This is a genomic window from Paenibacillus sp. 01T422, from assembly GCF_056398785.1.
Genome location: NZ_JBFTQB010000239.1, coordinates 1 through 15,522, shown reverse-complemented (window position 1 = coordinate 15,522; position 15,522 = coordinate 1). Strand labels below are relative to the sequence as shown.

Below are 15,522 nucleotides of genomic sequence, written 5' to 3'. Positions count from 1 at the left end.
GCATCATGAACGTAGTTATTAATAGTTTTCCTACTGCATCTCCTCGAATAGAAGCTCCTAAACTCAATAGGATTACTGAGCCGCAAAGAAATACAGAGGCTAAAAGTCTAGCCGATTTCGAATAATACATTTTACTATAAAGTACAAAAAGCATAATAAAACATATAAATTGCTCAATAAACGGAAACATGTCATAGAAGATATTGCTTTTCGAATTTAATTCCACCGCATGTCTAATGTCACCTCTTAAAATGACAAGATCATGGGCTTGCTCTATTGATTTCCATTTTTGTAATATAGTAAATTCAATAGCAGGTTTGCCATCTACTTGTTCGATAACGTCGCCAACCTTTAGATCTAATTTACTAGCAGATCCTTCTGGAGATAAGCTTGTTATCACCCACTGTCCTTGTACAAATTCACTATCAATCCCTATGTACGGAAAGCGAATAACAAACATCGAACACCAAATCTGCAAAATTATATAAATAGAAAGACACAAACCTATCAGAAATATTTTTCTCATAATCTTACTCCTATATTGCGAATATTTAGGTTATAATACATAAAGTAATGTAAAATTAAATTTAATAGGGGAGCGATGTCTATGTTACTTCTTCAGTTAAATCCAAAACTTCATCAAACTATCCATTCTGTGAAACGTGACGAATTAATAAGCGATAAGAATCTAGCAGTTAATCCATTATCGCAACAAGAATCATATGCAGTAAAAAAAGTCTTCACGGATGTACACGTAAGTAAACACGATGGCGTTCAAACTTCATGGTAAATTAGTTTTCAACCTTATTTTATCAAACTCAAAAAGGATTGTATAACCAGCATTTAGCTGTTATACAATCTTTTTTGCATTTCCGCGCACATATTTTGCGTTTCCATGCAAAAAGTTTGCATACAATCCCTCATCTTTTGCGATGTGAAAAAGCACAACAAATACTATCATAATTAGTATATATATGGAAATTTAAAATGGCTATCTTTTTCGGAAATGAGAGGAGATCTAGGGATGCGAGATAAATCAATGAATCGATGGAGTACCTACGACCCCTTCTATATCAAACTCGCCGATAAAAAAGTCGTCGACATCTTGATTACCCACCATGCACACAGCCGATATCGTACTCGTCTTGGTAACGAATCGACCCAACTCGATGAAATTTATGACTTTATGTGGGAGAAATTGAAGAGCGGCAGCATTGCTTCTTATTACAGGAACGAGGAAGATGTCTATGTCATCGATGATGATTTGCTTTTTGTTGCCCAATTTGTTGTGGCTGAGACGGAGACAGATCTGCTAGGCAACCCTTTACATAAAATGATCGTGATTACCTTCCTTGGGAAAATGAGCGAAAGTATAGAGCTGCGTGATCTTCGAAGTTACTACACGTGGCTGCGCCATTCCCGAAGAATGACATTAATCAAGAATAGAAGGAAACGATGAGATCCTGGAAGAGGTAAAAAGATGCACTTACATTCTCTGAGCCTTGAGGGTTTGATTAAGGCTTATTTGGAAGCGATAAAATTAGATCTTGAGGAAGAATTTATAAACCTTCTTCTGGATGAACTGTTGAGGCGAGAAATTCTCATTGATGGCCTTTCCGAACCCACAAAGTGAATCGACATAGATAACGATAATGTTAAAAGGAACTAGAGTCCGCTATTTTAGCAATTATCGCATAAATCACTGTACAAAAGGAACTACAGTCCCTTATTCCCTCAAATTCGCCCTCATTCCCTCCAAACTTGCTTATATAACGGATCATAGTTCCCCTTGGCGTCCATACAGCTCAAAATCGCAAAAATAAAGGACCACAGTTCCCATATCCAAGGCTAACCATAAAAAAGACTACCAAAAAGGCCTTCCCCAGCCCCTTTGATAGCCCTACTCATATCACAACTACGCCGTCCCAAACGTAACGCCCAACTCACAAAGCCGCTTATGATTAAAATTGTTAACTAATTAGTTTATAATCCTTATACTCCAATCACTTTGCTAAAGTAACCGATTTAAATCTTTCCAAGAACTTAAAGTAGGTGTACACAATGTAGCAATAAATTAATAATACCTGTCAGGATAATGTGAAATTTATTGTTCTGATCCACCGTTCAATTGTTTCATCTACTCCATCTGCTTCCATGTATTGCAAATGCGATATTTTGGGGGACAATCGCCCCCCCTCGAAGGTAAGGAATACACGATACTCCTTTTTTATACTTTGATTCGCAAGTGTTATATATACGTTACCTTCAAGTGCATTATCATTTAGACTTACTTGAAGTTCTCGATAATCAACTAAACTTAAACCATCCTGCTCTAATTGCCTGATTGTATTCACCCATTCTTGTTGCTCATTTGAGTGTATATACCTGGATGCTGCCGATGGATCATTGCTCATGAGATTTGTCAAAAAATGAGTTGTTACAGATCTTCCTTTAACTGCGGGAACTACTTGATAAATAAATACAGTAGTAATATAAATTAAAATAATTATAGCAGACATGTAAAGTACTTTTTTCTTCAAATCATCTGCCTCCTAGCACGTAATTTTCTAAATAAAAATCACGAGTCATCCTAAATCAATAAAGTTGACGACTCGTGAATTGCTTAAGTTTAAATTATTGTTGTTTTAAATCTTCCAATTTCCAATATAGACCTAACGGGACAATATTTTCAGATGCAACTTCAATACTAAAAATCTCCTTATTCCCAATAATACGTTTGATGTTTTCACCTTTTGTTTTACCCGCGATTTGAGTAAATCCTTTAAATTTGTAAGATGAATCTTCTTCCGCTTTTTGTAACACTTGATCATCAAACCCAGATACTGCAATAGTAATTCTTTCATTTAATTGATTGTACCCACGTCCATAAATTAATGGTTCTAATACTGTCATATTTTTATATTTAAGCAATTCTTCACGATTAATCGTGTTATTGAAAGTTATTATGAAGTCGTATTCTTCCGAATTATTCACCTCATTTGCCTTCTTATTTGCCTTACTAGCAAATGCTTCAAGTGTACTTATTTCTGAAATACTTACATATTCCTTATTCAAGTCCTTAGGTAAATCACTTTTGATATCGACCATTGTCGTATTTCCTAGAACACTATTTTTAGTTACTTTACTACTAGCCAGTAATTTATTGTCAATTGTTTTACCTGTAGATGCCCAACTGCCACTTGCAGAATTAACATTAAATCCAGATAAAGCACTAAATTGACTAGAGACCGTGTTTAATTCACATTGGCCAATAGAACATTCGAATAATGTGGGTTCACGACTTTGCGAGCCATAAGCAATTAAATAAACATCACTTGTGCCCTTTTTCTTCCACTCTGTAGAAATATAATAATTTGTTTCGGCTACCATTAAATTGTTGTTTTTATTAGCAACCTCAATTTCACAAGAATACTCGCCATGAGGCCCACAATAGTCTACATCATATTTAGGATCAGGATAATTAGATGAGTAGTATTGTCCCTCAATATAATTTCCCATCTGAGTACTATCTTTAATTTCTAAAGTAGGATAATAAGTAGTATTTCGCATATTTGTTATTTGGGCACTATTATACTTTCCATATACTTGAGCATGAATCCATTTTAAACTCCCCGAGGTATATTTATAACCTTCCATATACCCTGTGTATGGAAAATGCCACTTACTATTATCAGAATTTGAATTTGAAGGGTATGTGCTAGCGAAAGCAGTGATTGAGAAAAACACCAAACTCAATATTACGGTTATCGGGATAAAAATTTTTCTTTTTATACTCAAACTAGATCACTCCTTATTATTAAATAGTAATTATTCTGGAACCTTGAAAGCAATTCGCGCGCATTTCTTCCAATTAATTCCAACCAATTACAATTAGAATAATATTACATATTTTGGAATGTGTAAAGAAAAAAATTAAACTTATATTTTTAGTTACAAATTCCAATAGTAATTAAATCACATATGAACAAAATTCGTTTGTGACTTGGGGAGTGAGCGAACTAGTTACGAGTAGACTCATAAAAAGCGTAAATAAGGATAATGTTATTTAACTTGTGGATATGTTGTTGTTTATTTTTTAGTCTGCCATGACATGTCTCGCCGAGCTCCTTTTTGTTTTCCCACCCTCCGCGTACCTCCTAATACAAAAATAACTAACGATCTAACCAAGCCACATTTCAACATAAAAAAGACTACCCAAAAGGCCTTCCCCAGCCCATTCGATAGCCCTACTCACACAACTACGCCGTCCCGAACGTCACACCCAACCCGCGGAATCGCTTATGATTACCTATGATTAGGACACCTAAAGCGTTTTTTATATTTGGACTCCTCTGTGTCAAAAATTATCTACTTTTATTAGGTCAGACTATACTGTAAAACAAAGAATGGGTTAATCATTTGATATGATTAGCCCGTTCTTTGTTTTAATATCCCGAATCTCTTTGTCGTCTCTGCAAATTAAAGATTTTTATAACTTTTATAACTACTTGAACTTGGCGCTAGTTCTACTGCATGTCTAAGTTCTTTTCCAAACTCAACCAATTCACCTTGACTAGATTTCAGTAAAAATAATGTCCCTTGATCTTCAAACGTTAGCATGTATACATTGGTTTCGTACTCATAAGACCAGTGTAATTCAAGATGCTTTTCAAAGTGATTGAAACTTCCGCTGGTTTTGTCTGATGGGAAATTCAGCATTAAGTTAATGAATGAAAAAAGAGTTTTGTTTGTCCATCCCATATCTATCGTTTTTTCAACTGCTTTCTCTCTATAAAAAGTAACAACTAATCTACTTCCCTCACTCTCTTCTGGATAATGGTGCAATACCTCAAAATGAATTTCTTTACATGATGTATTATCTAAGTCCTTTAAAATAACAATATTCAATTTATGTACCACCTTTTATTTGAACATCCAACTTCCTAATACCCATCTACCACTAGATATTCTACCACTTGGCCCATTAAAAGATGTATCTTTATAGGTAGTAATAATTGTATTATCATCCTTAGAAAGTACTACTACAATTTTAGTGCCATAATCATAAAATATTCTAGAGTTCAATGTTGTGTCATCGTATTTTTCAACTCTAAACGGACCACCTGAAGCAGACACTTCACCCAAAATTGTATCTAAAATAATACTTGTAATACCGTCTTTAAATGCTTCTTCCATAGCATGTTTAGTAATTTGGGTAACAACATTTCTATTGGTTGCTGTTGTCTTGATGGCTTTTCCTACCTGAGTAAAAATCACTTGGACTAATTTAATTAGGCCACCTACGTTTTGAGGTGCAATTTGAAGTGGCTTTGCTTCACTACTTTCTTGTATTAACTGATCTTGCAACTCATCTTGTGGTGATTCTATTTCTGTAACTGAATCTTTCTCATTAGCTAATGCTTCAATACCTTTTTGTATCTTTTGATCATGCAAGTCTTCTTGTACAATTTCTGCTTTTGTAGCTGTAGTAGTTACTTTTTCTGCTGCTGTTACAGGTAAAGCTAATACTGACACCATGGAAATAGATAGCAGCAATGCAATCAGTTTTTTCATAATAAAATCTCCTCCTCTAAGATATAATAGCCTCTCTGCATCACCGAGACAGATGAGACAAGAAGCCTCGCACTATCCAAACTTCGCCCCTCCCACTTTCGCATTTTTTTCATTTAAATACTTTAATATAATACTTTGTAAATAATTAACAGTAAATAGGTACGATGTACTATAATTGATAAAATTTAGAAATTAAATTATGTTTAGTTTAGGTCCCGAATCGGCCGATTTCACCTATAATTGACTAAAGCTTCTCTAGCTAACTAGACTGCAGCTTTACCATTGGTCTATGAAGCCACATGAGTTGGGGTTATTTCTGTTTTCGTAATTGAATTCCCTGAATTCACGCCTCGAGCGAGTCATATTTTTCTTCGAGCTCACGAATATGTGGCGACTATAAAAAAGACTACCAAAAAGGCTCCAGCCCCTTCGATAGCCCTACTCTTTTAACCACAACTACGCCGTCCCAAACGTAACGCCCAACTCACGAAGCCGCTTGCGATACGCAATACTTAATCGGTCCGTGTTCAAATGCAGCTCCGCCTGGAGATCAAGCGGCAGCAGCTCCGGCTTCTGATTTTCGACCATTTCACGATCCTGCTCGATCAGCAGATCCTGGAACTGGATGAAAATATCGTCCGGCTCCTCATACGCATAGTTCCGCTGCTTAAGCATGAAAGCTTGGCTGCGCTGCCTTCCACACAGGCGTAGACAAAGGCTTTTGCCTTAGAGGGAATAGCCCGATTGGCAGGCAGTGAAGGGATTCGCGTACATGTCCCGCAACCATTATAAGACCAGCCATGATAGGCGCAGACAAGCTCATTGTCCTTCACTTTGCCCAGAGAGAGCGGCACGCCCCGATGAATGCACAAGTCTTTGAAAGCATGAACGCCGTCAGAAGTGCGGAAAACGGCTACTTTCTCACCCAGTACAACAACAGGAACTGGTCGATCCGTCAGCGCCGACGACAACAATACCGGATGCCATTCATCGAGAAGAGTCTTATCTTGCATCGTCATCATCCCCCACACAACTTTCCCTCATTATTTCGGAATGACACCTTTAATGCCCTTAACAAACCAAGTTGTACCCAGGATTTCTTCATCAGTCATTTTTTTACCCTGCTCAAATCGGACTTTGCCATCCTGATCGACTATCGGACCTTGGAACACATCGAAGGTTCCCGCTAAAATCTCCTGCTTTTTCTTCTCAACAAGCTCCTTCACGTCAGCCGGCACATTTTTGCCTAGCGGTGCCATTTCAGTGATGCCTTCCTTCATGCTGCCGAAGTAAGCTTCCGATTTCCAAGTGCCGTCCATGACGCTTTTTACGGCTTTCACATAGTATGGGCCCCAATTCCATTTCGGGTTGGAAATGTACGTTTCCGGTGCGAATCGACCCATGTCGGAATCGTTGCCAATGCCCCAAACCTTGCGCTCAGCAGCCGCTTGAATGCCCGCAGGTGAATCTTGATAGGCAGCCAGCACGTCAACGCCTTTATCCAGCAGTGAAATTGCCGCCTGCTTCTCTGTTGCCGGATCGAACCAGGTATTGCTCCAAACGACGGAAACGTCCACGTTCGGATTCACGCTTTGTGCACCTAAGGTGAAAGCATTAATGGTATAAATGACTTCTGGAATTGGGAATGCGCCAACATAGCCCATATGATTGTTTTTCGTCATTTTGCCGGCGGCCATGCCGACGAGGTAGGCACTTTGATATTCACGCCCCATGTACGTCCCCATATTAGGCAGCGTTTTGTAGCCTGTGGCATGGAGGAATTTCACATTCGGGTGCTTTTGCGCCACGTTATACATCGGGTCCATATAGCCGAAAGAAGTTCCGAAAATGATATCATTTTTCTGGGCCAACTCTTCGAAAACCCGCTCCGCATCTGGGCCCTCAGGAATATTTTCAACCGTAGTCGCTTTGATACCCAGCTCTTTCTCCATCATCAAACGGCCTTGATCATGCTCATAAGTCCAACCTCCGTCACCGGGCACTCCGATATAGACAAAGGCGACTCTCGGCAGCTTTTTCTCTGTTGTTGAAGGGGTTGTGCTTGCCATCGAACCTGCCGCAGGGGAGCTTGCTGGTGCTGTCGTGGTGCTCGTCGTTGATGTGGGCGAACTGGAACAAGCGGATAGGAACATTAGGAAGATAGCAGTTAAGGACAACATCAGTTTTTTTGGCATTATGGCTTCTACCCCTCTCTTTTTATCGACAAACCACATCGTTCTACCGCTCTGAAAATCCCTTCATAGCCGGTGCAGCGGCATAAATTACCGCACAGCGCTTGCTCGGCCTCCGCTCTCGTCGGGGCGGGGTTACTGGCCCACAAAGCCGTTAACGTGACAACCATCCCTGCGGTACAATAACCGCACTGCAGCCCTCCTTCCTCTAACATGGCTTGTTGAACGGGATGCAGCGTTTCCCCTCCGGATATCCCCTCAATCGTGGTCACCTGCTTGCCTGCCGCTTGATAAGCCATTAATAAACACGCATTTACTGGCTTCCCATCAAGCAGCACCATGCAGGCGCCGCATCGTCCAATCTCACAAGAAACTTTGGTTCCGGTCAGACGCAGGTCATCTCTTAAAATATCTGACATCCGCTTGGAAGCAGGAACCGGAATCGCGATCTCTTTCCCGTTAATGGAGCATTCCAGCACATACGTTGTATTAATCAATGGCCTCCACCCCTTCTAACCAATCGATGGACTGCACGATGTCTTCCGGTGAAATTGGAAGCCGATTCACCCAAATGCCAGTTGCTTGTCGAACTGCTGCCGTAATCGCCGGCGCCAATCCGACGCTGCCGATTTCGCCTACCCCGCGCGGGCCGAACGTATCGCCCTCGGGTAATTCTTCTATCGCTTCAACGCGAATGATTTGCGGACTATCTCGAAAAGTTGGAATCAGATAAGTGTCCAGATTATGCCGCAAATAGGAGCTTTCCTGCATGGCGGCGTCCTCCGTTAATGTGAAGCCCAATGCCATTACGCTGCCTCCCTCGATTTGACCGAGGAAGCCCATCGGATTAATGACAGGCCCCGCTGCAATAACGTGGTCGGTTTGAACCACCCTCACTCGCCCTGTCAGCATGTTCACTTCCACCTCCACAACAGCAGCAGCGTAGGTGTACAAGTAATGCGCGCCGACCTGACCCGCCGGTGTCGTCGGGTAGTCAAATGCGGTCTGCGCCAGGATCGGCTTCGCTGCCTGATCGGCAGCCTCCGCCAACTGCGCATACGTCACAACCGGCTGCCCCTCCCCATCGCCCTTGCGATGGAGTCCGCCTACACCGGTTGTCAGCTCTTCCGGCGCGAAGCCGCCAAGCTCAGCCGCCTGCTCCAGCAGCGCCTGCACGAACGGCGGCTTCAGCCGCTGCAGGGCGCGCCACATCATCGTGGTGGCGCGGGATGCCGTGCTCGAGCCGCTGCTCGGCACGCGGTCGGTATCGCCGATGACGATGCGGATGTCATCGGCGGCGCAGCCGAAGCAGTCCTGCAGCATCAGCGTGAGTGCTGCGTAAAGCCCTTGCCCGAACTCCTCGAAGCCGAAGGAGGCCTGGATCTTGCCCTCCGGCGTGAGCTCGATGCGTCCGCCGGAATGATCCGGGATGCCGAGGCCGAGGCCGGCGCCGTGCATCACCATCGAGGCGCCGACGCCTCGGCGCAGCCACGGCTCCTGCGCGCTCGCGTGCGGCTTGCCCCGCTTCGCCCATAGCGGCGATGCCTGCGCCTTGTGCCACACTTGGCTGGCGCCTTCGGTCGGCACAATCTCTTGGCCCATCGGCCCGGGGTCGCTTGGAGCGCGCAGGTTCAGCTTGCGCAGCTCCCAAGCATCCATCCCGAGCTTCTCAGCTAGCCGCTCGATCTGACTCTCCACGGCATAAATCACCTGATTGCCGCCGAAGCCCCTAAACTCCCCGGATACGCCATTATTCGTGTAGACACTAGTCCCTTTTACATCAATATGAGGAATTGTATACGGCCCTATAGCATGTTCAGTGGCAAAATTCAGCACCTCACACCCCAGCGTTGCGTAAGCACCAGTATCTGCAAGAATGCTGACTTGATGTGCGATAAGATGTCCACTTGCATCTGTACCTGTCTTCATTGTGATTCGCATCGGATGCCTTTTGATCCCGGCAATAACCGATTCTCTGCGGGAATTGTGCATTTTGATGGGAGCGCCTGTCATAAGCGCAAGCATGGCTCCGAATGGCTGCACATTCAGCTCATCCTTCCCGCCAAATGATCCGCCAATCGGACTGGACACAACGCGAATCTGCTCTTCCTCCATGGCGAGAATACGGGCAAGCTGCATCCGATCCTTATAGCCATGTTGTGTTGGCGAGTACACCGTGAGCCGGCCGTCTTTTTCCGGTACAAATAGGCCTCCCTCCGTTTCCATGTACGTGTGCATTTGCCTCGGGGTGTAATACGTCTCCTCTACGATGTGCGCACACTGCGCAAAAGCAGATTCCACCTCACCTTGCTTCAGACTGGTTCGATGCAGCAGATTGCCCTCAGGATGAAGGAACACAGTCCCGTCGTCCAGCGCCGTTTCTGGATTGTCTACAACTGGCAGCGGTTCATAGACAACTTCTATTAAACTAAGCGCATACTCCGCGATTTCTTCTGTATCTGCTGCTACAGCGGCCACAGCATCACCAATGTATCGGACACGTTCGTGGCACAGGACAGGCTGGTGCGGGAAGGCAATGCCGAACAAATTCATGCCCGGCACATTCTCAGCCGTTATAACGGCGCGAACACCGGCAGTCGCTTTGGCCTTGCTCGTATCTATGGAAAGTATCCACGCATGCGGGTACTTGCTTCGCAGCACTTTGCCATGCAGCATACCCGTTGCCGTTAAATCTGTGAGGTATTGGAGCTTCCCCGTGACCTTCTCTTCACCATCGGGACGAATGATCCATTTTTTCGCATACGTATCACGACCTAGGAGCATAGGCTCCGCCCCCTTTTCGCCAAGCTTTATAGCACTCAGAAACGATGAGATTCGCCGCCGTCATCTTCCGGTAAGCAGCACCTGCATAATCATCAGCTACAGCCTCGAACCCTTCAGACACTCCCTTGTGCAAAGTTTGCAGGACCTCTTTGGATAAAATCTTACCTGTGAGCGCGTCCTCCAATTCAGTGAACCTCGCTGGAATAGCACTTCCTCCGCCTGCACTCAAAGCGATAGCGACAATGGTTCCGCCCGCATCCATCCTTAAACTGCCGGCAACCGTTACAACGGATGGGGTGAATGCCTCTCTGCGTCCCACTTTCAAATAAAACTCATGGGAGCGTTCCACGTCCTGATCAATTTGCTCTGCATGGGTCTGTTCCACATTAGTCTGCGGCTCTGCATCCGTCTGTTCTGCCTCGGTCTGTTCTGTACGATCCTCCCCGGAAGCTCGCACCACAATCTTGGTCATCACTTCGTAAGAGGTAAAATGTTTGCTTTCCAGCCACTCCTTTAGCGGCAGCATCCACTCTTGCTGCCCATCCGACCACCCCACCTGAGCATCCATAACAAGCAGGACTGGAATGAGATCCCCCGTACGGGTTACCACATTACCTCCGATTGAAGCTAGATTTCGTACGGAAGGCGCTGCAATCTCGGCACAAGCTTGCACCAAAAGCCCGCATCGCTGCCTCATCAGCTCATTTTCCATCAAATCAGATAAGCAACATGCTGGACCTATATGAACATGACCTAAAGTGTCAATGGTTAAACCCGAAAGGGCAGGAATTCGACTTAGACTGATCAAGTGCTGCGGCGTCGACGAAAGACCATTTTCCCAGCGTGTGCGCAGCCAGGTGCCGCCAGAGATTAACACCGAGTTGTCTCCCCATTGATGTTTTAGATGCATGGCTTCCTCCACGCTTGTCGGCTGCCACACCGAAGGCTGCTGCTCCGGCAGCTGGTACAAAGGAACTGACATGAACAAAACCTCCTCAGCGTAATCTGAACCGCCGTTTCCCACAAATTATCCGTAGTTAAATTAGATCAACTATAAACAATTTCCAAAAACTGAGTCAACTAACTTAACACCATTTTGTGTTTTTGTATAAAAAAATAGCGCATCATTAGTAATAATGCACTTTTCATCTTATTTATGTTATTTAATTTGACATCAAGTGATTAACAAATAGCTTTTTTGCCTCTTCATATCGGTCTACAGTGTCTATATCCATGAATGGCAATTCGTTGAACTCAATGATACGCCCACGGTACAATGGCGAGCGAAACAGGGATCGTGCCCCGATATCCCCTTCCAGGGAAGCTGCGGCCTGCCACATGTTAGGTCCCATAATTAGCGGAGGCTTAGGCTGACCCTTATCCCCGCTGGCGATGTAATCCTCCCCTGCATGCTCATTGAACGCATTCGTAAGTTCAAGCAACATAGCTCCATCGATGAATGGCTGATCCGCCAGCAGAACCATGATCCCCTCTGCGCCCAGCTCTCTGGCAGCCTGAATGCCCGTGCGCAGCGAATGCGCCATACCGCTTGCTGCATCTGGACAGACGGCAATATGGCAGCGATCCAGCAGCATATGTGCGGGGACAGAAGCCGTCAGCCAATCCAAGGACTCGCCTTCCCGCACAACAACAACGACACTACGTAGCTCCGAACTCAGCGCTTGCTGGAGAGCAACTCCACCTAACCGAACACCTTCCGCCAGTTCTAGGGACATCTTCGATGTCCCCATTCGCCTGGAGCTGCCAGCTGCCAGATAGACGCCAACGACCTTTCGCTTCCTGGCGCTCACCATGAGCGGGACCCTTGGATATCTCCCGATCTGACGGAAGAGCTCCATGTTTCATTTGCGCGTACACCGCGCTTTTTACTAATCAATTCCGCAACAATGCTGATCGCATTCTCGATAGGACCCTCTGAGCCAATATTCAAACCAACAGGATAATGCACCCATTCAGGTTGCTCCGCACCATCCAGCAGCCTCTCCGATCGCGAACGTGAGCCCATAATGCCAAGGTAGCGCAGACGCGACTCCAATGCTGCATGCACGAATTCGGCATCTTTATCGAACTGATGACTCATGACAATAACATAGTCGTCAGAGGTCAGTTTTAACTTTTTAACCAGATCATCTGGAAAAGCAACAATTGTCTCCGCACCGGGAAACCGTTCCGCCGTGCAATAGGTTTCACGCCAATCCGCGACCACCACGCGAAATCCGCTGCTTACAGCCAGCCCCGCAAGAGGGATAGCATCTTGATTAGCTCCAAATATAATCACTCTAGGCTTAGGCTTGAAAGTGTAGACATACGCACTGGACAAAGAAGTGCAATCAGCAGAAGAAGCCGCCGACTCATCTAACCCGCACAACTTATACTGCGTATCGGAGTAACCCTCCACAAAAGAGCGTGTAAGTTGTATAACCTCCCCGCGATCCACAGCTGCTTTGGCCGTCAAGAGGTGAACACGCAGTTCACCTGTCACTGGCTCGAGCAGAATGCGAATTAATCCGCCGCACCCGATCGTTTCACCCCAGCCGAAATCATCAGCAGGCCGCATGTCGTACTCAATCATTTGTGGCTTCTGTGATGCCTCGACGAGGGGCACATATTCGATTAGATCGGCTTCCAGACAGCCGGGGGAGATACTCCCGTACAAGCTGCCATCCGCCAACAGCAGCATCATGGCTCCTTGTTTACGGTAAGCATGCCCTTCTACATGAATGACCGTCGCCAGCACAGCCGACTGTTCACAATGCTCTATCGCTTCCAAAATGTCGTAGGCTTCCATCACTCACCACACCTCGCTTAATATCGCATCATCGTCTTACCAGCCGATTGCTAAACCATCACCTCGCGGATCGGCAGCTCCGCTCATGAAGCCCTGTTCGTCAATGACAATCCCCTGCGCTTGCCCCATGATGCCATCCCATGATTGGACTGGGTCCATAGTCCAGTACGCCAGTCAGGATGGAAAGCTGCGTTTGCGGCTGACCTTCCCCACCTTGTGTGCCATATAACATGTATGGCTTACCTTCCTTGCTGACAATAGCCGGCATTAACGTGTGGAACGACCTCTTTTTCGGCTCCAGTGCGTTGGCGCTAGCAGAGTCCAACGAGAAAAAGGAGCCCCGATTTTGCATAATAATCCCCGTATCCCCCGGCACATACGCAGCACCAAAGTCGAAATACAGGCTTTGAATGAAGGAAACGGAATTGCCTGCCTCATCAACCACAGCCGCATAAGCCGTATCTTGGCCAATCGCCGGAGATACATGCTCACTTACCTTAAATGGCTGTTCTTGTACAGCCTGCCAGAGCTCCTTGGCATAAGCCTTGGACAGCAGATGCTCCAGCGGAATCTCCCGAAAGTTCGGATCTGTCAAATACAGATCACGGTCTTTAAACGCCTTTTTAATACTTTCCACAACTGCCTTCATGACAGCTCCATTATAAAAAGCATCTCGGCCATCCCGCCCAATCTGGCGCAGCGTCTCAGCCATATCTCTCTGAACCAGTCGATCCCCTTCCTTCAAAAGGTTACCGCCAGCCATATATAACGCGCTAAGCTGTTCAGAGGATCGGATGAACGCTTCATCCTTCTTCATCCAATAGCGCAAATTACGTGAAATCGGAAATCCCTTTTCCGCATAGGCAATGGCAGGCTCCAACAGCTTCTCCCACGGCAGTCTGCCGTATTTCTTCCACACTTGCCACCAGGCATCTACCATGCCCGGTACCGTAATTGCGCTCAGAATTCCTCTCTGCGGAATCGCTTGCAAGCCTTTGGCCTCGTAGAAATCAGGGTTCGCTAACGCTGCGGACTTCCCGCTCCCATTGAAGCCAGTATAAGTACCTGTTGCTGCATCATACATGAGGAAGAACGCATCCCCGCCAACGCCCGTCATGTGCGGATATACAACACCGAGTGTCGCGCTAATCGCAATCGCACTATCAAATGCATTGCCTCCCTGCTGCAAAATCGCGCTCCCCACGCTGCTTGCCAAATAATGAGGCGTAGCAACCATGGCACGTTCCGCTCGCGGCATGATGTTTAACATGGCTGTTCCTCCTCCTTACGAGCATATTGATTAAGGGCTGCTTGCAGCGCTGCACCAACGTTCACATCGGCTTTGTGCCAGAGGAGAACTGCCTCTAACGCACCAAGAACATGAAGCACGTTTTTCTGATTACAACTAAAGCCCATCGTGCCGATTCGCCAAATTTGATCTTTTAGCGGCCCGAAGGAGCTGGCAATCTCAATCCCGAACGTATTCAGCAGTATGGAACGTACGGACTCTCCGTCAATTCCATCCGGAATACGGATGCAGGTTACGACCGGCAGCTTGCATGCCGGATTCCCGTACAGCGTAAGCCCCATAGCTTGCAGGCCTGCGACCAGCGCAGCTTCATGACGCTTATGTCTACGGTAGCGCTGCTCCAGCCCCTCCTGCAGGACTAGGCGCAGCCCTTCGCGCAAAGCATACAGCATAGATGTCGCTTCCGTATGATGATTAAGCCGCCTCGGGCTCCAGTAGTCCTGCAGCATGCCCAGGTCAAAATAATTGCTCGCCACAGGCTTCAAACTGGATACTGCCGCCCCTTGCTCGCGCAGCCCCCGTTCGATCGTTTTACGCCGTAACACCTTGGCTTCGACACGACCATTATAGGTGATCGGCGACATTCCCGATGGGACGGACAGGCACTTCTGTGTCCCGCCGATGACAGCATCGAGCTGCCAGGCATCCGTCTGTACCGGAACACCGCCAATCGTTGCTACTGCATCCACGACAAGCAGCGCGTCCACTTCCCGGCAAGCTGCACCAATGCCATCCAGCGGTTGGATGCAGCCCGTTGACGTTTCGCCGTGGACCATCGCGACGATGTTCGGTTTTTCCCGATGGATGGCATCTATGATCTCTTGTGTATCGAACACAGACCCCCACTCCCGCTC

17 protein-coding genes are annotated in these 15,522 nt (G+C 46.0%); 2 read left to right on the top strand and 15 right to left on the bottom strand.

What is annotated here, in order from left to right; all coding sequences use genetic code 11:
• Positions 1-526 (bottom strand): hypothetical protein (locus tag AC1DUA_RS15315; RefSeq protein ID WP_477500591.1); only part of this gene is annotated, 526 nt, incomplete at its 3' end.
• Positions 527-1,024: 498 nt separating this feature from the next.
• Here AC1DUA_RS15315 and AC1DUA_RS15310 point away from each other — a divergent pair.
• Together AC1DUA_RS15310 and sda are read left to right on the top strand one after the other, a co-directional pair.
• Positions 1,025-1,459: a hypothetical protein gene (locus tag AC1DUA_RS15310; RefSeq protein ID WP_477500590.1), complete on the top strand. Its 435-nt coding sequence runs from the start codon at positions 1,025-1,027 to the stop codon at positions 1,457-1,459.
• Positions 1,460-1,480: 21 nt separating this feature from the next.
• Positions 1,481-1,633 (top strand): sporulation histidine kinase inhibitor Sda, encoded by a 153-nt coding sequence (gene sda / locus AC1DUA_RS15305; RefSeq protein ID WP_477500589.1) that lies wholly within the window; start codon positions 1,481-1,483, stop codon positions 1,631-1,633.
• Positions 1,634-2,087: 454 nt separating this feature from the next.
• Here sda and AC1DUA_RS15300 read toward each other — a convergent pair whose 3' ends face one another.
• From AC1DUA_RS15300 to AC1DUA_RS15235, 14 genes are all read right to left on the bottom strand, one after another.
• Positions 2,088-2,540 carry a hypothetical protein gene (locus tag AC1DUA_RS15300; protein ID WP_477500588.1) on the bottom strand — a complete coding sequence of 151 codons (453 nt, stop codon included), beginning with the start codon at positions 2,538-2,540 and terminating at the stop codon, positions 2,088-2,090.
• A 94-nt stretch (positions 2,541-2,634) separates the two neighbouring features.
• Positions 2,635-3,798, bottom strand: coding sequence for a hypothetical protein (locus AC1DUA_RS15295; RefSeq protein ID WP_477500587.1), 1,164 nt, complete (start codon positions 3,796-3,798; stop codon positions 2,635-2,637).
• A 681-nt stretch (positions 3,799-4,479) separates the two neighbouring features.
• The gene (locus AC1DUA_RS15290) at positions 4,480-4,908 is read right to left on the bottom strand and encodes a hypothetical protein (protein ID WP_477500586.1); all 429 of its coding nucleotides are present in this window, start codon (positions 4,906-4,908) and stop codon (positions 4,480-4,482) included.
• A 15-nt stretch (positions 4,909-4,923) separates the two neighbouring features.
• The gene (locus AC1DUA_RS15285; RefSeq protein WP_477500585.1) at positions 4,924-5,574 is read right to left on the bottom strand and encodes a DUF4258 domain-containing protein; all 651 of its coding nucleotides are present in this window, start codon (positions 5,572-5,574) and stop codon (positions 4,924-4,926) included.
• A gap of 456 nt (positions 5,575-6,030) precedes the next feature.
• Entirely contained in the window at positions 6,031-6,249 is a 219-nt protein-coding gene (locus AC1DUA_RS15280) for a hypothetical protein (protein WP_477500584.1), read from the bottom strand.
• Entirely contained in the window at positions 6,180-6,587 is a 408-nt protein-coding gene (locus AC1DUA_RS15275) for a Rieske 2Fe-2S domain-containing protein (protein WP_477500583.1), read from the bottom strand. The genes AC1DUA_RS15280 and AC1DUA_RS15275 overlap by 70 nt, the downstream gene beginning before the upstream one ends.
• Positions 6,588-6,617: 30 nt before the next feature.
• Positions 6,618-7,769, bottom strand: coding sequence for a BMP family ABC transporter substrate-binding protein (locus AC1DUA_RS15270; RefSeq protein WP_477500582.1), 1,152 nt, complete (start codon positions 7,767-7,769; stop codon positions 6,618-6,620).
• A gap of 8 nt (positions 7,770-7,777) precedes the next feature.
• Positions 7,778-8,263, bottom strand: a complete 486-nt coding sequence (locus tag AC1DUA_RS15265; protein WP_477500581.1) for a (2Fe-2S)-binding protein — start codon at positions 8,261-8,263, stop codon at positions 7,778-7,780.
• Positions 8,256-10,550 carry a xanthine dehydrogenase subunit D gene (gene pucD, locus AC1DUA_RS15260; protein ID WP_477500580.1) on the bottom strand — a complete coding sequence of 765 codons (2,295 nt, stop codon included), beginning with the start codon at positions 10,548-10,550 and terminating at the stop codon, positions 8,256-8,258. The genes AC1DUA_RS15265 and pucD overlap by 8 nt, the downstream gene beginning before the upstream one ends.
• Positions 10,534-11,532 (bottom strand): FAD binding domain-containing protein, encoded by a 999-nt coding sequence (locus tag AC1DUA_RS15255; RefSeq protein ID WP_477500579.1) that lies wholly within the window; start codon positions 11,530-11,532, stop codon positions 10,534-10,536. The genes pucD and AC1DUA_RS15255 overlap by 17 nt, the downstream gene beginning before the upstream one ends.
• A 181-nt stretch (positions 11,533-11,713) precedes the next feature.
• Positions 11,714-12,364 (bottom strand): nucleotidyltransferase family protein, encoded by a 651-nt coding sequence (locus AC1DUA_RS15250; RefSeq protein WP_477500578.1) that lies wholly within the window; start codon positions 12,362-12,364, stop codon positions 11,714-11,716.
• On the bottom strand, positions 12,358-13,359 hold the full coding sequence (locus AC1DUA_RS15245; RefSeq protein WP_477500577.1) for an XdhC family protein: 1,002 nt from the start codon (positions 13,357-13,359) through the stop codon (positions 12,358-12,360). Before AC1DUA_RS15245 ends, AC1DUA_RS15250 begins: the two co-directional genes overlap by 7 nt.
• 100 nt (positions 13,360-13,459) lie before the next feature.
• Complete coding sequence (locus AC1DUA_RS15240; RefSeq protein WP_477500576.1) at positions 13,460-14,629, bottom strand: gamma-glutamyltransferase family protein; 1,170 nt, start codon at positions 14,627-14,629, stop codon at positions 13,460-13,462.
• Positions 14,623-15,522 (bottom strand): pyridoxal-phosphate-dependent aminotransferase family protein (locus tag AC1DUA_RS15235; protein ID WP_477500575.1); only part of this gene is annotated, 900 nt, incomplete at its 5' end. The genes AC1DUA_RS15240 and AC1DUA_RS15235, both read right to left, overlap by 7 nt.